The organism is Odoribacter sp. N15.MGS-14, from assembly GCF_000980245.1.
Lineage (GTDB): Bacteria > Bacteroidota > Bacteroidia > Bacteroidales > Marinifilaceae > Odoribacter > Odoribacter splanchnicus.
Window position 1 is genome coordinate 1 of the sequence record NZ_LARE01000057.1, and the last position, 19,014, is coordinate 19,014.

The 19,014-nt window shown below is 42.0% G+C and carries 13 protein-coding genes and 2 tRNA genes; 12 read left to right on the plus strand and 3 right to left on the minus strand.

What is annotated here, in order from left to right; genetic code table 11:
- The 8 genes from WS34_RS11330 to WS34_RS11360 all read left to right on the plus strand — a co-directional run.
- On the plus strand, positions 1–883 hold an 883-nt coding region (locus WS34_RS11330; RefSeq protein WP_046404925.1), incomplete at its 5' end, for a TlpA family protein disulfide reductase.
- 317 nt (positions 884–1,200) lie between these two features.
- Complete coding sequence (locus WS34_RS15620) at positions 1,201–1,452, plus strand: RNA polymerase sigma factor (protein ID WP_286693732.1); 252 nt, start codon at positions 1,201–1,203, stop codon at positions 1,450–1,452.
- Positions 1,453–1,752 (plus strand): RNA polymerase sigma factor, encoded by a 300-nt coding sequence (locus WS34_RS15625; RefSeq protein ID WP_286693736.1) that lies wholly within the window; start codon positions 1,453–1,455, stop codon positions 1,750–1,752. It begins immediately after the preceding gene.
- Between the two features lie 345 nt (positions 1,753–2,097).
- Positions 2,098–3,282 (plus strand): FecR family protein, encoded by a 1,185-nt coding sequence (locus tag WS34_RS11340; protein WP_286693733.1) that lies wholly within the window; start codon positions 2,098–2,100, stop codon positions 3,280–3,282.
- A 19-nt stretch (positions 3,283–3,301) separates the two neighbouring features.
- The gene (locus tag WS34_RS11345; protein WP_286693734.1) at positions 3,302–6,649 is read left to right on the plus strand and encodes a SusC/RagA family TonB-linked outer membrane protein; all 3,348 of its coding nucleotides are present in this window, start codon (positions 3,302–3,304) and stop codon (positions 6,647–6,649) included.
- Positions 6,650–6,659: 10 nt separating this feature from the next.
- Positions 6,660–8,306, plus strand: a complete 1,647-nt coding sequence (locus WS34_RS11350) for a RagB/SusD family nutrient uptake outer membrane protein (RefSeq protein ID WP_046404926.1) — start codon at positions 6,660–6,662, stop codon at positions 8,304–8,306.
- Between the two features lie 11 nt (positions 8,307–8,317).
- Positions 8,318–9,175 (plus strand): DUF4843 domain-containing protein, encoded by an 858-nt coding sequence (locus WS34_RS11355; RefSeq protein ID WP_046404929.1) that lies wholly within the window; start codon positions 8,318–8,320, stop codon positions 9,173–9,175.
- Positions 9,176–9,188: 13 nt separating this feature from the next.
- Positions 9,189–10,841, plus strand: a complete 1,653-nt coding sequence (locus tag WS34_RS11360) for a PKD-like family lipoprotein (RefSeq protein WP_046404931.1) — start codon at positions 9,189–9,191, stop codon at positions 10,839–10,841.
- Positions 10,842–11,048: 207 nt separating this feature from the next.
- On the opposite strand, the gene WS34_RS11365 is transcribed toward WS34_RS11360, so the two are convergent.
- Positions 11,049–11,122, minus strand: a tRNA-Arg gene (locus tag WS34_RS11365).
- 446 nt (positions 11,123–11,568) lie between these two features.
- Here WS34_RS11365 and WS34_RS15630 point away from each other — a divergent pair.
- Positions 11,569–12,438: a helix-turn-helix domain-containing protein gene (locus WS34_RS15630; RefSeq protein ID WP_175315479.1), complete on the plus strand. Its 870-nt coding sequence runs from the start codon at positions 11,569–11,571 to the stop codon at positions 12,436–12,438.
- 7 nt (positions 12,439–12,445) lie between these two features.
- Complete coding sequence (locus tag WS34_RS11375) at positions 12,446–13,294, plus strand: helix-turn-helix domain-containing protein (protein WP_172720288.1); 849 nt, start codon at positions 12,446–12,448, stop codon at positions 13,292–13,294.
- A 390-nt stretch (positions 13,295–13,684) separates the two neighbouring features.
- Here WS34_RS11375 and WS34_RS11380 read toward each other — a convergent pair.
- Positions 13,685–13,755, minus strand: a tRNA-Gln gene (locus tag WS34_RS11380).
- Positions 13,756–14,073: 318 nt separating this feature from the next.
- Between WS34_RS11380 and WS34_RS11385 the strand changes: the two genes are divergently transcribed.
- Both WS34_RS11385 and WS34_RS11390 read left to right on the plus strand, forming a co-directional pair.
- The gene (locus WS34_RS11385) at positions 14,074–16,425 is read left to right on the plus strand and encodes a TonB-dependent receptor (RefSeq protein ID WP_286693735.1); all 2,352 of its coding nucleotides are present in this window, start codon (positions 14,074–14,076) and stop codon (positions 16,423–16,425) included.
- A 40-nt stretch (positions 16,426–16,465) separates the two neighbouring features.
- Positions 16,466–17,668 carry a YncE family protein gene (locus tag WS34_RS11390; RefSeq protein WP_013611307.1) on the plus strand — a complete coding sequence of 401 codons (1,203 nt, stop codon included), beginning with the start codon at positions 16,466–16,468 and terminating at the stop codon, positions 17,666–17,668.
- Between the two features lie 158 nt (positions 17,669–17,826).
- Here WS34_RS11390 and WS34_RS11395 read toward each other — a convergent pair whose 3' ends face one another.
- The gene (locus WS34_RS11395; protein ID WP_046404934.1) at positions 17,827–18,912 is read right to left on the minus strand and encodes a glycosyltransferase family 4 protein; all 1,086 of its coding nucleotides are present in this window, start codon (positions 18,910–18,912) and stop codon (positions 17,827–17,829) included.
- Positions 18,913–19,014: the final 102 nt, after the last annotated feature.

Consider the following 19,014-nt stretch of genomic DNA (forward strand, 5'->3'; position numbering starts at 1 on the left):
ATTGAGAAGCGGGAATAAGGCTTTCGACGTGATATTGTCGGACTATGTGGATTATGCTACCGATTATTATGCGATTATTTTCCTGCATACTCCCCGGGAGAAGCATCCGGAAAAATCGATGCGGCCGGAATATTACAGTCATATTGTCTCTGCACGAAAATATACGGACGACAAGGTGCTGCAGTTCCCGGAAGGGATCAAAATGCTCATCAGTTATACCTCGTTCGCTTATAATGAAGACGGCAAAAAGTATGACGTGGAATCTTATACGGATGATTGCCTTTCTTATTTGGGAAACGACCGTTTGAAAGGAGAATATGTCGTTAATAATAGTTTCCGTAGTTTTAAATCCTATGACCAGTATTTGAACGCAATGGAGAAGTTCGGTAAATATTTGGTGACTCCTTCTTTGAAAATGCGGGCAGAAGCTGTCGGAACCAAACTGTATGATACGAAAGCCGGCGGACAGGCTGCCGATTTTACCTATCCGGATGTGGACGGGAAAATGGTGTCTTTGTCCGATTTTAAAGGGAAGGTTGTGTTGGTAGATGTTTGGGCCACTTGGTGCGGACCTTGCCGTCAGCAGATTCCTTACCTGAAAAAGTTAGAGGAGGAAATGCACGGGACAGATGTTGTGTTTGTGGGAGTGTCTGTTGATGAATCCAAGGATAAACAGAAATGGCTGGACTTCATTAAAACGGAGGGACTGAAAGGGGTGCAGTTATTGGCCGGCGGTTGGAGCAAGATTACCAAAGATTATAAGATTACGGGAATCCCGCGGTTTATGGTTTTTGATAAAAAAGGAAATATCGTGTCGGTGAATGCTCCCCGTCCTTCTTCACCGGAATTGAAGAAGATGCTGGAAAATGAATTGAAAAAATAGCGATTGAAACAGATAACGTAAAAAGTACTTTATTGTTGATGGTATTCCTGGCGGCCTGTACCGGTGTATGGGCCGACACAGGGACCATCCTGATAAAGGGGGAAAGCGGTCGTATATAACAGGCTGCGGGGACGCGGACGAACTTGTTTTCATGGGCCAACCGATTGTCAGGCGGAATGAAACGGTGCTTAGGAATTGCTCAGGCTGTTGTGGGGAAACTGATGGATGTCCGGGCGTGATAATTTGCAAATTTTGTATCACTTTTACCCTCTTTTACAGATACTATTTAAGTGAATTTACACTATATTTGCTCCGGAATGGATTTGATCGCTGCTGTAAATAAGAAAGATTACAAATTATTCGGGGCATTTTTCAGAGAAAATTTCCCCTTTCTTGTCATGTTTGCAGATAAGTATGTCAATGATATGGATATGGCTGCGGATATTGCTCAGGAGGCTTTTATCCAATTATGGCGCTTTGAAGGGGAATTCGTATCGCCAGAGAAGGTAAAGGGGTTTTTGTATACGACGGCCCGGAATCTGGCACTGAATCACATTAAACACAATTAGATTGTAGACGAACATTTAAGACTACAGGAGAAAGATTCTGTACTCTTTTTCCGGAACCAGATTATTGAAGAAGAAACTTATCAGCTTGTCCATAAAGCAGTTGAACAGCTGCCCAAGCAATCTTGTAAAATAATACAATTAAGCCTGCAAGGGTATTCGAATCAGGAGATTGCAGATCAATTGAATATATCCATCAATTCTGTCCGTACCCTGAAACAAAGTGCTTATAAAAAGTTAAGAGGCATTCTGAAAGAGCATTTCTATTTGTTACCTCTAATGTTAAAAATGAATTTTTTTTAACCTCCATTCGTCTTTTTTTTCTTTTCAGTTGTTATTAGACTTGAAAAATGTTCGATTCTTTTTGCGGGAATCCGCAAAAAGAATAATTGCCAGATGATAATTGACAATTGACAATTGTCTGGAAGCTTTGCTTCCATTAGAAAATAATAAGAAAAGAAAAATGAAAAAGAGAACGAAGAATAGAATCATTGATTATCAAACAAATAAAGAAGAAACCACCGGTTTGGAAATATGTGGTCAATTGTCATGCGACAATTGTCAATTAACTAAGTGCCCGCAGGGGGCAATAGCTTTTTAAATTTTACGAACTTTATAAACTTTCAACTAATTTAATCGAACCTTTTTATGGTGAATATCGCAGCATATCGGCGCATATATGAATTGATTGCCAGGCAGATCAGCTTCGGTTTAAATCCTGCTGAAGAAGAAGAATTGGAATGTTGGCTGAAAGAATCGGAAGAAAACAGGCTTTTGCATTCCCGGCTTACTGATCCTCATTACCTTATCCGGCAGGAAGAGAAGAGAAATTCAGTTGATGTGGAAAAACATTGGCGAATAGTTCGTAATCGTTTGACTGAGAGTAAAGGCAATAAAGGCTTATCCGGTCGGTATTGGAAATATGCAGCAATTATCATGTTGTTATTGGGAGGAGGAGTGTTGGGATGGTTTATGCAGCGGGAAGAAAATGTTCCTGTTGATGTGACGCAACAAATTCATCCCGGTATTTCAAAGGCCCGTCTGGTATTGGCCGATGGGAAAACTGTCGAGTTGGAGAAAAGAAATGGAGATACCCAATTGATCGATTGTGACGGTATGCTTATCAGTAACGATTCTTGCGGTTTGAAATACAACGGCCAAATAGAAATGCCGGTAGCAGACTGGCATACCCTGGAAGTTTCTAAAGGGGGAGAATATATAATGACTTTGCAGGACGGAACGGTTGTTTGGTTGAATTCAGAAACGAAAATGAGGTATCCGGTACAGTTCTCCGGACAGAACCGGGAAGTTTGGCTGGAGGGAGAAGCTTATTTTAAGGTAGCGAAAAATGAGAAACAGCCTTTTGTAGTAAAGACTGAAAATATGGATGTAAGGGTATTGGGTACCGAGTTTAATTTAAAGGCTTATGCCGATGAAAAATGGGTACAGGCTACTTTGGTACGGGGAGAGGTGGCTGTATTTACGGGGATGGATAAGTCTGTCCGGAATACGTTGAAGCCTGAACAACAGGCTGAGTGGGATATCGAAGAAGGAAAACTGGACGTGAAAACAGTAGAGCTCGATCTTTATATTGCGTGGAAAAACGGACAGTTTGTGTTTCGTGGACAACGTCTGACAGAGATCATGACTGTTTTAGAAAGATGGTATGATTTCGAGGTTTGTTATCAGGCGGATTGGATCAAAGAAGTTGAATTTGCGGGTAAATTGAATCGTAGTGCTTCTATCGAACCGATATTGGATGTCATTCGCTCGACTCATAAAATAAATGTAAATACAAGAGGTAAAACAATTGTATTTAGTGCAAAACAATAATTTTTAAACCAAACAAACGATGAACAAAATGCAAACAATCCACCCTTGGTTGGTGTGGAGAAGAAAAATTCTGATGACAATGAAATTAGGTGTGTGCTTTTTGTTGTGTACAGTGTTTCAGGTGTCGGCCCGTGTCACTGCACAAAATGAAAGAATGAATTTCAAGATGCATGATGCCTCCCTGAAAACTATTTTATGGGCACTTGAAAAGAAAAGCGAAATGGTTTTTTTCTATAGTGTTAAGGATATCGAACAGGTAACCGGAATCGATGTCGTGGCAGAGAATAAAACTTTGGACGAAATTCTGAGTGAGGTGTTGAAAAATACCGGTATCACTTATGAGGTTACCCATAATACGGTCGTGTTGCGTAAAGGGAAGGTGAATGCTGCTTTGCCTCAGAGTAAAACATCGGAAGTGACAGGTAAAGTGACTGACCGTTCGGGTAGTCCGCTTCCCGGAGTAACTATTTTAATCAAGGGTACCTCCCTGGGAACAGTAACAGATACCGAAGGGATTTTTAAGATCGCTTTGCCGCAAAAGAAAGATGTGGTGCTGGTATTTTCATTTATCGGAATGAAAACACAGGAAATTGTGCTGAAAGATGACAAACCTTTAAAAGTGGTGATGCAGGAAGATGCAAAAGAAATAGATGAAGTGGTCGTTACCGGTATTTTTAACCGTAAAAAAGACAGTTTTACCGGAGCTTCTGCCACTTTCGACGGGGAACAGCTGAGATCGGTGGGTACCCAAAACGTTATCGCCAGTTTAAAAACACTGGATCCTTCATTTAATGTACTTGAGAATAATGAGTTCGGTTCCGACCCGAATAAATTACCGGATATTGAAATCCGGGGAAAATCAAGTCTGATCAGTACCCGGGATGAATTGAGCGAGGACCCGAATCAGCCCTTGTTTATTCTGGATGGTTTCGAGTCTTCGCTGGAAGCTATTTATAATTTGGATATGAGCCGGGTAGCTTCGATTACTATTTTGAAAGATGCTGCTTCAACGGCCATTTATGGTTCGAAGGCTTCAAATGGAGTGGTGGTAGTGGAAACCATCCGTCCCAAATCGGGTAAGTTAAATCTGGCTTACAACGGAAATGCCAATGTTTCATGGGCTGATCTGACCAGTTATAATTTGATGGATGCCAGTGAAAAATTGCGTTTTGAAAATTTGGTCGGCAGGTATGATGCATCGAATGATGTTGTGAAAGATGTTGAATTGAAAAAATCTTATTATGATAAATTGGCCGATATTGCCCGCGGAGTAAATACTTATTGGCTGTCGGAACCTCTGCGGGTTGGCCTGAATCACCGGCATTCCCTCTATGTAGACGGCGGTGAAGGTGCATTTATGTTCGGTATCGGACTGGCATATAACGGGATTACCGGTGTAATGAAAGAATCCAAACGGGATAATATCAGCGGAAATATCGACCTGACTTACCGGCTGAAGAAATTTCAGTTTATGAATAAGTTTGATATGAACAATACGGACAGCAAAGACCCGATTGTCGCTTTTTCCCAATATGCCGATGCTAATCCTTATTATACGAAATACAATGAGAACGGCGAAGTGGAAAGATGGCTGGAATATACGGATTATATTAAAGCTGCCAATCCGCTTTACAATGCTAAGCAGAACAGTTATAACAAGGGAAACAATTTGTCGTGGTCGGATAAATTTATTGTAGAATATACTCCTGTCCCGACCTTGAAATTACGGGCTCGGTTCGGTTTTACACACCAGAGTACTCAGGCGGAAGCTTTTTATTCTCCTCTGGATACCCGTTTTGCCGAAACGGATTTCTCAGAACGCGGTTCGTATGGCAATACGGAAACACAGAGCAATAAGTATGAAGGAGAATTTACGCTTACTTATGCCAAAGTATTGAAAGAAGTACACCAATTCAATATCGTATTGGGAGGTTACCTTTCTGCTTTAGAGGCGAAATCGCAAGGATATTCGGCTATCGGTTTTCCGGTAGGAGATTTCACACTTCCTTCTTTTGCCAACAGTTATCCGGACGGAGGTTCCCCGGCTTATAACGAAAGTACGACACGTTCGGTGAGCGGGTATGTGATTGGAAATTATGCTTATGATAACCGTTATTTGCTCGATTTCAGTTATCGTGTCAACGGTTCGTCGGTATTCGGGACTAATAAGCATTATATCGGTACGTGGGCTGTCGGTCTGGGATGGAATTTGCACCATGAAAAATTTATTGCCGACCATTTTGACGGAATTTCCATGTTGAAGCTGAGGGCTTCCATCGGTAATCCGGGGAATCAGAATTTTTCTTCTTCGGCAACCATTACTACGTTCCGTTATAATTTCAATTCCTTTAATTATTTCGGAATGACCACTTCGCTGGCTCAGCTGGGAAATCCTGATCTGGAATGGCAGACAACCCTCGATAAAAATATCGGGTTCGATATTACGATTCTGAATAACCGTCTGACCCTGACCGGAGACTATTATTATAAGACAACCGATCCTTTGCTGATCGCTATCTCTATGCCGTCTTCTTCGGGAGCGACCGACAATATGACTTATAAAAATTTCGGCAAACAAACCTCCAAAGGTTTTACGGCATCGGCTACGTATTACATTATTCGCCGGATGAGCGAACGGATCTGGTGGTCGGTTCGGGGTAATCTGCGGCATGGTTCCAATGAGCTGTCCGGCATCGGCAATCGTCTGGAAATGTATAATTCGCAGGAACGTGAAGGTGATAACAGGTCGACAAAGCGGTACTATGACGGCGCAGACCCCGATGATATCTGGGCTGTACGTTCGGCAGGAATCGATCCCTCCACCGGACGGGAACTGTTTATTAAGAAAAACGGGGAATTGACTTATGATTTTTCATATGACGATGAAGTGGTGGTGGCCAACAGCCGTCCGAAGGTGGAAGGGGTACTGGGTACCAATTTTTCCTGGAAAGGTTTTTCCTGTAACCTGGATTTCCGCTATCGGGTGGGCGGTCATTCGTTTAATTCCGTTTTATTTAATAAAGTAGAGAACATCAGTACGAATTCGCTGATATATAATCAGGATAAGCGTGCTCTTTATGACCGTTGGCAAAAGCCGGGCGATAAGGCTCAGTTCAAGAATATCGCCAATTCGACATCCACTCCGATGTCTTCCCGTTTTGTACAGAAAGACAATTCACTGAGTCTGGAGGCTTTGAGGATAGGATATGAATTTTCTCCTGAGTTGGTTCATAAATGGGGGCTTGGCTCGTTACGTTTGAATGCCTATATGAACGATATATTCCGCCTGTCGACCATCAAGATGGAACGGGGTACTTCCTATCCTTTTGCACGCAGTGTGTCTTTCGCTCTTTCATTAACATTATAAATCCGATATCATGAAAAAATATAGAATCGTTTTTCCGCTTCTGTTGAGCTGTATTTTATGGTACAGCTGTACCGACTGGCTGGATTACAAACCGAGTGATAAACAGAGTGAGGAACAGCAATTTTCTTCCAAAGATGGATTTTATGCTGCTGTTAACGGGGTTTACAACCGAATGTCCGGGAACTCGCTTTACGGGAAATACCTGAGTTATGATATGATCGATATTCTGGGGCAATATTACGCTGTGGAACAGTCGGATGAAAGCGATTATTATAAATACTTGCGGGCCCTGACCGAGTGGGATTATTCGAACGAGTCGGTTACAGGCGTACTGAGCAGTATATGGAACGAAGCCTATTCGACGATTATGAATACCAATGTGGTATTGAAGAACATCGAGGATGATGCTGTAAAGGACAAGGTATTACCGGAGCAGGAATATAAAATGCTCAAGGGCGAGATGCTGGCTGTACGTGCGATGCTGCATTTGGATATGTTGCGTTTGTTCGGGCCGATTATGGCGAAAAATCCGGATGGACGCGGTATCCCTTACAATGAAAGCACCGATCCGCAAATCCTGTCCATTATGCCGGCCGGTACGGTGCTGAAGCACTATATTATCCGCGATCTTACAGAAGCCGAAGCTTTATTGCTGGCCTCCGATCCGGTACTTACCGAGGGACCCCGTGCAGAATACGATGAGGTGAGTCAGGATAACTCCATGCGCTATCGGCAATTGCGTCTGAATTATTATGCGACGGTCCTGCTGACGGCCCGGGCTTATCTGTGGGGGGGAGATTATGGTAATGCCTTGACCGAAGCACGCAAACTGACTGATGATCCTCAGGTCAGGAAGTTCTTCCCGGTGGTTGAGTCGGGTAAGTTGTTAGGGAACAGTTCCGATCCCGACCGGATGTTTTCGACCGAGTGTTTATTCGGGTATTACAATAAAAACAGAGGATTGATTTATGACTATTCTTTTGGGGGAGGCAATACCGGAAAAGCTTTGCTGATGCCCCGTACCGGATATGTAGATGGTATTTTGTTTTACAAATACGGGGGATATTGGGTCGGAGACTGGCGTTTCCAGTCGCAATGGTCCAGCGGGATAACACTGGAAGGAAATGCAAGTTATCAAATGATCAAATTCAAGGATATTACCGATTCAAAACGGGATGAGGTAATAAATAATAAGGATGAAAACCAGTTATTGCAGAGTCAGAAATTTTACGGTTCTTTTTGTTCGCTGATCAAGCTTAGCGAGGCGTATTACATTGCAGCGGAATGCCTCGGTACGACCGGTTCCGAAGTGTACGATCTTCCGGCGGGATGGGAATATATGAACCAAATGTTCGTTGACCGGGGTACCTATAATTGGGGAACGGGAAACGGAGAGAGTTTTTTACAGGATTGGCTGACCTTAGAGTATATCCGTGAATTTGTCGGAGAAGGTCAGAAATTCTTTTATTTTAAACGCCGGAATATGGGATTCGATGACGATTATAACGGCCGGCAAGAAGTGAAAGTTATGACGAATCCCGGCATACCGTTCTTGGGAATACCGCCGACATACGATACAGAAGATAAAGCAACTGATGAAGAGAAAGAAAAACGTTTTGTGCTTCCGTTGCCGAAAAATGAATTGGATAACCGTTAAATACAGACAGAATGACTAGGATAAACAAATGGATATGGGCTGTTGCCGTGGCAGGGATAAGTGTCGCCTGCCAAAAAGAAGAAGTCGGTTTGTACAACCGTAGTGATAGTATGGTATATTTTCAGGTACAGAATTTTTCAGGAAGTAACGGCGCCGAGGGATATACCACGAGGACTGATTTTTCGTTTGTCGATTATGCTGCGGCTTATACGTCGGTTGTATTCAATGCCAAGGTGAAGTTACTGGGAGAGGTAAAAGATTACGACCGTGCCCTGAAAGTCGTTGTCGACGAAGAACGTACCACGATGACTCCTTATGATGCTGCAACGAATCCCGGTGGAGGATATATGGCGGATTTCGATACGCTGCAAATTAAAGCCGGAACCAACGAAGGAATTGTCGGCGTTCGTTTTATGCGGAATGCTTCTATTAAAAAGCAAGTGGATACCTTGGTTTTGAAATTAGAGGCCAACCGATATTTCGATGTGCTTGATGAGTATAAATCCAGTAATGTATGGAGCAATACGACGGCAGATACGATAGACGGGACCCGTTATACTTTTCTGATCAGTGAAATTTATACGAAGCCGAATAGGTGGGGAGATGTTGCTGCCGATAATTATTTCGGTCCCTGGAATCCTACAAGGTATGCCTATATCAATGACTTGTTCGGTTTTACGCAGAATGACTGGATTTGGGCTACCGGGAAAATCAGTAGTGGACGAATGCCTTTTTATGCCCGGGAATTACAGAAGGAATTACAACGGAGAGCGGATGACGGCGATCCGGTGTATGACGAAGACGGTGCTTATATGCAGTTGCCGGATGCCTATCGTGTGGATTACTCGAATGTTGTTTTAAAACCTTAAAATTGTAGGAAAAATGAATATATTGAAAATTTCACGTCTGGGCATTTTATGGGTCTGCCTGTTGGCGGTTGCCTGTGCGGAAGACAAAGGAAATTATACCTATGGGGATAAAGCGGTCATTACAATCGATAGTATTGCCCAGCAGATTTCGGTATTGGCCGGGGCGGAATACATCGATCTGAAACCGGTAGTTACGTCTGACTTGGAAGGGGTTATCGATGATAGAAATCCAAATTTCGAATTTTCTTATCAGCGGAAAAATTCAAGAGACGAATGGGTGGAAGTTGGTAACAAAAAAGACCTTTACATGCTGGCTTCTTTAGAATCCGGCAGACATACTTTTCTTTTTTCCGTTACCGATAAACGGACGGAAGTAAAAAGTCTGAAGTTGTTTTATGTGAATGCGACGACGATTACTTCTGAGGGCTGGATGTTGCTTTGTAATGAAGGAGAGGAAGAGCGGGTGCGTCTGGATATGCTTGCACAAATTTCGATAGACCGGATTGTTCCGGCTTATGATGTGATCCTGCGAAAAGAAGGAGTACCGGAACAGTATCATGCTGCGAATCTGGGATTCTATTCTACCAACGGGACCAATTATAACCGTATTGTGATGATGTCCGAAGATGCTGCTTACTGGTTACAGACGACAGACAACAGAGGATATACCGAATTTACAGAACTGGACAGTTATTATGAATTGAAATCGTGCATGTTTTTGAGTATTTCTGATGATCATATCGTGAATTTTGTGCCTGTACCCTGTAATGTACCGTATAAAGCAGATCATGATGCCGTGATCTGTGTGTCCCGGGAAGGGAATGCCTATGTATGGAATACGGTGTCAGCGAATTCGGGATTCGAATATCCGGTCAATACTTCTGAACGGGGGGCAACACCTGAATATCGGGTGGCTCCTTATGTCGGGACGACTTTAAGGAGAGCAGTGTCAGTTGAATACGGTATAGCTTTGTTGTTTGATACGGATAATCATCGTTTTGTTTACTGGAGTGGTGAAGGTAGCGATCAGAACGATGTTGCTGGCAAAAAACAGGTGTTGCATCCTTTGGAAGATCCGGACGACAAAAAATTCAGTTACAATACGGGAAATATGGATTTGGTATGTATGCTCAGCACTGCTTTTTCCGAAGGTATGGTGTATTGTATTATGCAGGAGGGGAGCAAGCGGCATATTTATGAGATTAATTTGGGAAGCGGAGAATTTAAACAGAACGCTTGCCGTATGGATGTTACAGCGGAAAATTTTGCTCAGGCCACTTGCTTTGCCGCCAGTTCTCAGTATTATGTGATTTATTATGCTTATGGCGATAAAGTCTATGCTTATAATGTGGGCACAGGGGTTTCTGAACCGGTGATTACTTTAGAGGGTGAAGAGATCACCTGTCTGAAATTTAACCGGTATGATTTTCCATGGGGCATCGATGACTTGTGTTCGAAATATGACGATGAAATCAAAAATATATACCAGGACCGGGAAAATCAACTGATCGTCTGTTCTTACAAAAATGCCGCTACGGATAATAATGGAGGAATGCTGCGTTTCTATGATGTGAGCGGATCGGGGATGAAGTTGACCCTGAAACCGGGCTGGGAGTATTCCGGATTCGCTAAAATTAAAGATGTGCGTTATAAAGAGGTCCGTTGAGAAACAGGGAAACAGTGTGTGGTTTTATTTTTCTCTCATCACCGCATATTTACGGTGATGAGAGATTTTGGGGGAGGGCAACAGGAAAAGGAGGCTATCTGGCTTTTGGGTCATCAGACAGGCCCTTGAAAGTCAGATACGGTTGAGCCGAAGGTAAATGGCCAACAATGAAATGAAAAAAGCAGCAATTTCAAATTGCTGCTTTTGTGATTCAGGCGGGATTCGAACCCACGACCTACGGCTTAGAAGGCCGTTGCTCTATCCAGCTGAGCTACTGAACCAACACTTTTACGGTTTGGCGGTGCAAATATACGCTTTAATATTTTTATTCCAAAAGAAATAATGTTTTTTTATTCGAAACTTCGGATGCTTTGTTGTTTATAAGCCGAATTAATTGGTTTATAAAGTCCGTCGATTTTATGGACTTTGAGCGACGAAGGAGCAACTTTAAGAACTAATTATAAGTCTGAACACGTTTCAGTGACTTTTCTGCACACTTTCATGGAAAGATTTATTTGCCGGAAAAAGAATGAAATTAAATCAGAACATCTTTTGATTTGTTTTTTTTAATCTTACCTTTGTTGAAAAGGAGTGAGTGAAGTTATGTAAAACACAGAATACGTGAATGTTTCATGCCTCTTGTTTGTAACTTATAATTAAATTTAACTTGACTGAAAGTTTTATTTTATGTTTGTTAGCTCTTAGTATTCATGTATATAGTTAAATTATGAGTAACGATCGTGTTTACTGTTGTAATAAAGAGGCAACCTGTAATAATTATGAACGGAGTGAGTTGGTCTTTTTTGAACAGGTGAAATTTGAGAAAGGTTTTGTATGGGAAAAATGGAAAACTTCGGGCATTTGCTGGATATTTTTATTAAGTGGTGAAGCTTGTGTGTCTATTGAAGACGAGGTAGTATTCGTTGAAGCCGGAGAGATGTTTTTGTTGCCTGCTTTGAAAGGTAAATTGAAAGCTTTTACTCCACTTGAATTTTTGTACTTTATTTCTGACCGTCCCACTGAATATTGCTTGAAAACAGTTTCGGAGCTTGGATGTTTGGAGGGGAGAGGGGAATTATTGGAAATCTTACCTTTAAACCAGCTGCTGAAAGGATTTGTGGAAATGTTGACCGTGTACCTGGAAGATGGGGTGGATTGCAGGTATTTGTTCGAAGAAAAACAGGAAGAACTATTTGTTTTGATGAAGTCTTGTTACTCTAAAGAACAATTGTCTTATTTTTTTTATACCCTTTCTTTGCACAAAGAGGGAGATTTGAAAAAATTGATCGAAGATAATTGTTTACATGTGAAGTCTGTGGCAGAATTGGCTCAGATCTGTGGTTATTCGGTCAGTAGTTTCAAACGGGCATTCAAAGAAATCTTCGATGAACCGATATACCAATGGATATTGGGCAAAAAGGCCGATCGGCTTAAAGAACGTTTGAGTGGAGAGGAGGTAAACCTCAAAGAGATTATTTATGAATTTGGTTTTTCTTCACCGGCTCACTTTACAAAATTCTGTAAAAAATGGTTGGGAATGACCCCGACAAAATTTATAGAAGAACAAAAAATGACGGGAGAACACATTGATCTATAAGTTGAAAATGGGAAGTGATACTATTTGTTATATCAAATCTGATTTAAAGAATAAATTCTCTTATTTTAAGTTTGAAAAAGATACTGTTTTTCAAAGAAATAAGGCAGATAAAAATAATAATCTGGTTTTTATTCTTCATGGAGAAATGGAAGTGATCTATGGAGATTTGTATCCCAGGCTTATTTCCGGTGGAAACATGATCTTGCTGACTCCCCTTTCCCGATGTGTATGTAAAGCCGTATCGACGGTCGAACTCATTATTTTGGGGTTCGGCACTTTGAATCATAGTTGTGATAAATATATCTTTCAAAATCTGACTCCTTTTTTCTCTTTGATAAAATATGAATTCCGGGAATTGGAGATTCGTGAATCACTCGACCGTTTTCTGCAATTAATGCAGAATTATGAACAAAATCAGGTTCCTATGGCTGATTTGGCTTCAAGAAAAATTCAGGAATTGTTTATTATTTTGCATGCTTACTATACTTCGGATGAATTGGCTATGCTTTTTTATCCTCTATTGGGGAAAAATATGGAGTTCAAAAAACTGGTCGTTGACTATTATCTACATGTAAAGAGTGCCGGTGAATTTGCAGAACTATGTGGATATAGCCAGGGAGTGTTTCAAAAGAAATTTAAAGATGTTTTCGGCGAGACGGTTTATCAGTGGATGCAGCGACAGAAAGCCGAATATATTAAACACCGCCTGATGACCAGTGAGGTAAACCTAAAGGAATTGGCTGACGAACTTAACTTTGCCTCATCCGTACATTTGAATAAATTTTGTAAAATTTGGTTCGGAATGACTCCTTCTGAAGTGAGACAAACCTTTATTCTGAAAAAAAATCTGCGTTGAAATTGAATGTGTAAAAGATAATATTTTTTATATAAGTTAGAAATGGGACTGATCTCTTATATTTGTAACATCGGAAAGGAAGAACAGAGGGTAAGATTACTGGTTTGATATCTTTCCTTTAGAATCCGCAAGGAGCGTCGCAATAGGAGATAATTCATACACTCATACATCCCTTATTTGTACATACACAACAACATGATTGTCGAACAGTAATCTTCCTTTTGTTCTTTTCTTTTTTATACTTCTTCGAATAAAGATCACAAATAGCGGAAAATTTATCTTTTGAATTATTAGATAGAATACTTGACCGATAAGTAGTTCGGATTGATACCCGAATATTGAAATAATCGGGAGACGAATAAAACCTGACTTTACGTCAGGTTTTCAAAGTTGTCCAACCAAGATTCGAACTTGGACAAACAGGACCAGAATCTGTTGTGCTGCCATTACACCATTGGACAGTATTTTGACGGCACAAAACTACGTCTTTTTTTGTCTTCTCCCAAATAAATCTGAAAAAAATAGTGCCGAAAGACTGGCTTTCTGAGGGTGAGTCATACAAATCACTATATCGGTATAATAGAAGAGGCGGCCCGGTGAAATCGATCAAATAGCCATCCGAAATACCATTAGTAGGTAGTTTGCAATAATAATCCCTATTAATAGGGATTGTTGCCAATGGATTTGCCGTCTATTTTCGCACAATTATTTGATGTTTTTAGTGTTTGTTTTTTAAAACTTGTTTTAGGGTGCTAATTATTAATTAATTTGTGTGGGTTATGAAGTGTTTTTATATTTTGATCTATTTTATGGTTGGCAATATTCTTTTCTCTAACGGGCAGACGATTTCCGGGATCGTGAAGGATTCTTCTGATGACACGCCTGTCGCGGGAGTAAATATCGTAATGCCTTTTCTAAAGAAGGGAACGGGGACAAATGCACGGGGCGAATTCTTTTTTAAAAATGTTCCTGCCGGGGAATACGAACTTCATTTTTCGTTTGTAGGTATGAAAGATGTCATCAGGAAAGTGAAGGTTGAGGCAAACAAAGACCTGAAGCTGGAGGTTTATATGCAGATGGATATGAAATCCCTTGACCAGGTGGTCGTTGCAGCTAAAGGGGAGAGGAAAGAGATCCATGAAGTGAAACGCCAGGGAACCCCGGTTGCCGTTATTGATGGGAAACAATTGGCAGGACGCGGGACTACGATCACGGAGGTGTTGAATCATCAGACAGGGGTAAAACTACGGCAAACAGGTGGTGTCGGTAACCAAACAAAAGTTAATATCCGGGGATTGGAAGGAAACCGGGTTCAGATCTATATGGACGGCTATGCCCTGAATACCCCGGATGGTAGTTTTTCCATTAATGATATTCCTTTGCAATTCATCGACCGTATCGAGATATACAAGGGGATTGTTCCGCCTGAATTCGGGGGAGATGGGTTAGGAAGTGCGGTTAATGTGGTGACGATAGATGCCGAACACGGGTATTATGATTTGTCGTATAGCTACCAGTCTTACGGCGTGCATAATCCTACGGCTTGTATTTCTCATTATTTTGATAAAGCAAATATGGCTTTTACTCTTTTCGCGGGAGGGACCTTTGCCAGAAATGATTACACAATCACTTCTCCCTATGTCAGTGATTTGAAAATCAAACGGGATCATGACCGCTTGAAAATGGGGGAATTCGGGGCGACACTTAAGTTTCTGGATCATTACTTCGACAAGGCCGAGTTGGAATTTGTCGGGTATTACAGTTATAAAGAAACCCAGGGTATACAAACGAATATCCGTCATGCCCGGACAAAAATCTGGACAGCCGGTGTAAACCCCAAGCTGGAGAAAAAACATTTTTTGTTCGGGAAGCTGGATTTGAAATTCAATGGGATGGTTACTTATACGCATACTGCTTTGATCGACACCTCGTCTTTCCTTTATGATTTTTATGGTGGCCGTGTTCCCAACACATATGGCGGAGAAGTGGGATATGTCCCGAATTTGTCGGATGACGGGATGATGGATTATCGTTATAACCTGAACTTGCAATATCATTTGATCCCGGACAGAATGCTGGTCAATATGAATAATGATTTCCGTTACGTGAGCAATGAAACCCGGGACACCGTTGCCGACCGGTTTCTGAAAAAGGATTATAGCGGTTTGAAATCGAATATATCGGGAATGATCAGTTCCGTCGCTTTACAGAACAAGTGGTTTCAAGGACGTTTGACATCGGTGCTGACGGGACGGCATTATTATTATCGTTTAGGAGGAAAAACAGTGAACCTGGCTTATCCGGGAGATGCCGTTCCGGCAGAGACGCATAAATCCGATCAGTATTGGGGGTATAGTCTTGCTTTGAAATACGATTTATCTTCTCATTGGCTGATGAAATTTGCTTTGGAACATAATTTCCGCCTTCCCCGTTACGAGGAGGCTTTGGGGGATCGTGTAACGACGCTGACAAGTACGGAGCTGAAAGCCGAACAAGCTAATAATTATAATCTGGGTATCATGTTCGACCGTTACTATAATGCAAATTCCCGTTTACAATTCGAGTCGAACGGGTATATCATGCAAGTGAAGAACATGATGTATCTGACCTCTGTTGTGGGGTATTCCAAATACCAGAATCTGGGCGAGGCTCTGTTGTACGGAGTGGACGGTGAAATCAAATGGGATATTGACCGTAACTGGTTTGTATCATTTAATGCTACCTGGCAGAAATCTTTGGATTATTCGAAATATATAGCGGGGACAAACACCGAGAGTGAGACCTATAAAATGCAATTGCCTCATATCCCGATTCTCTTTTTCAACTGGATGCTGGATTACCGGAAAGATAATCCCTTTGGGGGTAAAGGACAGTATGCCAGGGCGTATTACGAGGGCGGCTACACGGATAAATACTATTATGGATATGAGCTTAGCCGCCATCAGGATTATAAGATACCCTCTGCTTGCCTGCACACGGTGGGGCTGGAGTACGGGATCATGAACCGGAAAGTTTTGTTTGGCGTGGAATGCCATAATCTGTTTGATACGGATGAGATGACTAATTTCAATTATCCGTTGGCGGGCCGGACAGTCATGGCGAAGATTCGGTTCACGACGTTAAAATGGTAATGTGCCTGATCATTTGAAGTATATAAATAAATAAATCACAATGAAAAACAATTTCTTTATTCTGGGGGCTTTTCTGTGTACAGCCTTGTTTGTAACGTCATGTACGGATGACAACAAAGATGATGATGAAAATGAGGGTAAAGCATCGATTATCGTAGGTATTAACATGCAACCGCAGGCGGATATGGGATATATCGTTCCTATACAGGATATGAAGGCCGGAACGATGTCTTTCGCAAATGCGGTTGAAACCAAAATTACTCCTTATCTGATGTCTTATCGTGATTGGGTATTCTACGTGCCTGGGACTTCGGAGGGTACGATTGTAAAATACTCCCGGCAAGATGATGGAACTTTGAAAGTGGAAGGACGTTTGGAAGTGGCGACGGCTGCTCCCATGTGCGCTTCTATTGCTTTCGTTTCGGCCACGAAAGCTTATGCATCCGCTCCGAACGATAACAAGATCATTATATTTAACCCGACGACCATGGTGAAAACAGGGGAAATTAATGTTGCCAGGCCTGAATACGGACTCGACGGAAGTAGTACTCCGAACCCGCTGGGGTTGATCCTGCGGGATGGGAAACTCTATGTCGGATGTGGAGAATTTGACCAGATGCCTATTTGTAAAAGTGGTGCGCATGTCCTGATCATTGATGAGGCTACCGATACGCCGGAAAAGATCATTCATGACACGAGACTTTCCGCGGCATCTATTTTTGATTGCGGTATGTTTATAGATGAAAAAGGGGATCTTTACGTGACTTGTTGGGGATCTTATGGTTATGTTCCGGATCAGAAATTCGGATTATTACGGATTAAAAAGGGGGCGACGGAATTTGATCCGGACTACTGTTTTAACATGACTGACATGAACGTGGAAGGAGTTCAAGGGGGCAAATTGCAGTATTCTATTTCTAACTTTTATGCCGGAAATGGAGAATTGTACGTCCTGGCTTATTGTCCGGCATTTGCCAGTGCCAGTCCTGATTACATCAACGAGAAAACGAACTACTGTTTGAAAGCCGATTTATATCATTGTACGATGAAAGCGTTGAATCTTCCTCGTACGAATGGATATAGTTGTGCTATAAATAAATACGGGGATGACATCCTTTTTGGTTTGGCAACGGAGCAAAATGGAACGGGAATTTTCACCTATAATCGTAAAACAGATCAATGTAGTTCTGCTCCGGTTGTGAAAACGCAGGGAACCCTTATGGACATACTTGTGTTTGAATAATAATCTGTACTTATCAAGTACCTGGGCTTTCCACTTTTCATGAACCGGAAAGCCCTTTTTTTAGGTGATATTTTTATTTCTTCCGCTGCTTATCGCAGGGTTGCTGAACCGCGCAGGAGTTCGGTTACCAGTTTATTACTGCCGCACCGATCCGTGCTTTAGCATATTACTTTTTTATAAACCTCACTCACTTGTTCTGCAATTACATTCCAGTTGTAATCATCCATGAGATAATCAATTCTTTGAAGAGGAGTGTCTATGGCCTTTTTTATTTTTTCTGTCAACTGTAGTTCATCATCTACCTGAAAATATGCTTCCTGGTCAAGTCCTATCTCTGCGTTGGCGGGAATATTGCTGACAATGACCGGCAACCGGTAGGTCATGGCTTCCAATAAAGCAATCGGCAGTCCTTCATGCGAGGAAGGCAGGATAAAGCACCTGGCATGTGTAAGCAGGGAATGCAGTTTCTTTCCCTGAATAAATCCGGTCAGCACCACCTTATACTTCAAGGCCATCTGTTTCAGGTCTGTGGAATACCTGTCATTTATATTGGCATCTCCCGCCAGCACCAGTCTGCATGTTCCGGAAGAAGCGGAAGCAAAGCAACGTATCAGCCGGTGATAGTTCTTTTCAGGGACAAAACGCCCGACGGAAAGAATATAGTTGCCGTCCTCAATTCCCAATTCCTCCAGATAGGTTGTGTCTTCCACAAAATCGGGGAGGGGAACCCCGTTACGGATCAGATGCGTATCTTGGCGTCCGTATTGGTCGGCAACCCGTTTTTGGATTACCTGCGATATAACGATCACTTCGTGCGCATAGCGGCATCCCAACCTTTCCCCAAGTTTCAAAAAAGATTTTGCCAGCCAGCCCCATTTGGCCCTCTCGTAGTCCGGTCCATGATGAGTAAATACCACTTTCAGCCCCAGAAAGCGGGCCAATGGAACTAAAAGTGCCGGCCCGATGGCATGTATATGGATCAGGTCTGCATGAAGCCTTTTTGCCTTCCATACTGCCAAAAACGTATGAACAATGGCTTCGAATGCTTTCTTCTTGGGAGCTGCAATATCTATCAACTGTATTCCCTTATATTCTTTTAAAGAATCTCGGACATACTTTTTGCGCCGGATCAGATAAACATCGAAACCTTTCCTGACGATACGGGGAAACAATTCCTCGCAATGTGTTTCGACACCGCCCATGATATTCGGCACTCCACGGGTTCCGGTTACAACTAATTTCATTGATTTATTCAGGCTTTAAGTCGGTTTGAATACAAAAATCATAAAACAAGCTCATGATACAATTCAAAATATTTCCCCTGAGTCCCATGTTAAACCATGCGC

Excerpts from the sequence above, each read along its gene's own strand:
- WS34_RS11350 (WP_046404926.1), top strand. The coding sequence starts at position 6,660 with ATGAAAAAATATAGAATCGTTTTTCCGCTTCTGTTGAGCTGTATTTTA.
- WS34_RS11360 (WP_046404931.1), top strand. The coding sequence starts at position 9,189 with ATGAATATATTGAAAATTTCACGTCTGGGCATTTTATGGGTCTGCCTG.
- WS34_RS15620 (WP_286693732.1), top strand. The coding sequence starts at position 1,201 with ATGGATTTGATCGCTGCTGTAAATAAGAAAGATTACAAATTATTCGGG.
- WS34_RS11345 (WP_286693734.1), top strand. The coding sequence starts at position 3,302 with ATGAACAAAATGCAAACAATCCACCCTTGGTTGGTGTGGAGAAGAAAA.
- WS34_RS11395 (WP_046404934.1), bottom strand. The coding sequence starts at position 18,912 with ATGAAATTAGTTGTAACCGGAACCCGTGGAGTGCCGAATATCATGGGC.
- WS34_RS11385 (WP_286693735.1), top strand. The coding sequence starts at position 14,074 with ATGAAGTGTTTTTATATTTTGATCTATTTTATGGTTGGCAATATTCTT.
- WS34_RS15630 (WP_175315479.1), top strand. The coding sequence starts at position 11,569 with ATGAGTAACGATCGTGTTTACTGTTGTAATAAAGAGGCAACCTGTAAT.
- WS34_RS11390 (WP_013611307.1), top strand. The coding sequence starts at position 16,466 with ATGAAAAACAATTTCTTTATTCTGGGGGCTTTTCTGTGTACAGCCTTG.
- WS34_RS11355 (WP_046404929.1), top strand. The coding sequence starts at position 8,318 with ATGACTAGGATAAACAAATGGATATGGGCTGTTGCCGTGGCAGGGATA.
- WS34_RS11340 (WP_286693733.1), top strand. The coding sequence starts at position 2,098 with ATGGTGAATATCGCAGCATATCGGCGCATATATGAATTGATTGCCAGG.
- WS34_RS11375 (WP_172720288.1), top strand. The coding sequence starts at position 12,446 with ATGGGAAGTGATACTATTTGTTATATCAAATCTGATTTAAAGAATAAA.